This is a genomic window from Vibrio sp. Vb1554 (assembly GCF_033344235.1).
On sequence record NZ_JAWPOJ010000339.1, the window covers coordinates 1 to 1148 of the forward strand.

At 40.3% G+C, this 1148-nt stretch carries 1 protein-coding gene and 1 pseudogene; one reads left to right on the forward strand and one right to left on the reverse strand.

Annotation, left to right across the window (positions count from 1 at the left end):
* A pseudogene (locus tag R8N28_RS26120) lies at nt 1-247 on the reverse strand (hybrid sensor histidine kinase/response regulator); the annotation flags it as partial.
* A gap of 319 nt (nt 248-566) precedes the next feature.
* Here R8N28_RS26120 and R8N28_RS26125 point away from each other — a divergent pair.
* Nucleotides 567-1148: HAD family phosphatase (locus R8N28_RS26125; RefSeq protein WP_318183771.1), on the forward strand; the 582-nt coding region annotated here is incomplete at its 3' end.

Sequence of the window (1148 nt, forward strand, 5' to 3'; positions counted from 1 at the left end):
AACAGGTCGTAATCGTTATTTGATAATAGACGTGCACGTACTTTCGCCATGATGACGACAAACGGTTACGAAAAATGATGCCAAAAAACAGTGCGGAACAGAACAAACGTAGCGGCAAGTTTTCATAGGATTGCGGGAACATGAAGTCCCAAACGAAGTAGTAGAGCGGGAAGCCAATAAATCCCATCCAACCAACTAATGTTAAATTGGGCTCTGCGTACTCATATACCTTACGTATCGAATCCATACTATCTAATTTGTCTACTCCGCCTGACGTTCAAAGTTGTGACTTGCTATCTTTTTTATAATCACGTTGTTTTGTAATTATATATTACTTGCCAAATATAAGCAGCGCGAAATCCGTCAATTTATTCGCGATGCTTGTCTTTAAATTCAGTCTTTTATCTAAGTTCAGCTTGATTTCACGAATTTTTTGGTAACGAGTTCAATTGCATATTATTTTATTGTGATTCAAGTAGAATCAACTTATGCGAGGGCAACGCGAATGTTGTTCTCACTCATCTTCGTTTGATTACTCTGCCCAACTCACAAATCAAAGGTGTTCTATGGAAAGCTCTCAAATTAAAAATGTTGTTTTCGATGTCGGCAACGTACTGGTTCGTTGGTCACCACCAGAGATTGTACGCTTTACATTTGGTCATTCCGTAGATGCAGAACAAATGGCGAAAAGACTGTTCTCAAACAAGATTTGGCTAGACCTCAACAAAGGTTTGATCAGCGAAGAAGAAGCAATACACCGTTATCAACAAGAACTCGACTTAACGGCTGAAGAATGTTGCTGTTTCTTCTACTACGTAAAACAGACTCAGATTCAACTGTTCGGCAGTGTTGAGCTTCTACAAAAGTTGAAGCAAGCGGGTTACGGTGTCTACGCACTAACTGATAATGTTGTAGAAATTGTCGAACACTTAAAATCAACGTACAATTTTTGGCCACTTTTTGATGGCGCGATTGTGTCTGCCGAAGTCGAACTTTTAAAACCTCAACCGGAAATTTATCAAGCGCTTCTCTCCCGCTACGACTTAACCCCATCAGAAACCGTTTTTCTGGATGATATGCCTTACAACGTCGAAGGGGCTAAACAGGTGGGCATGGCTGCTATTCAGTTTGAAAATGCGAGCCAATGT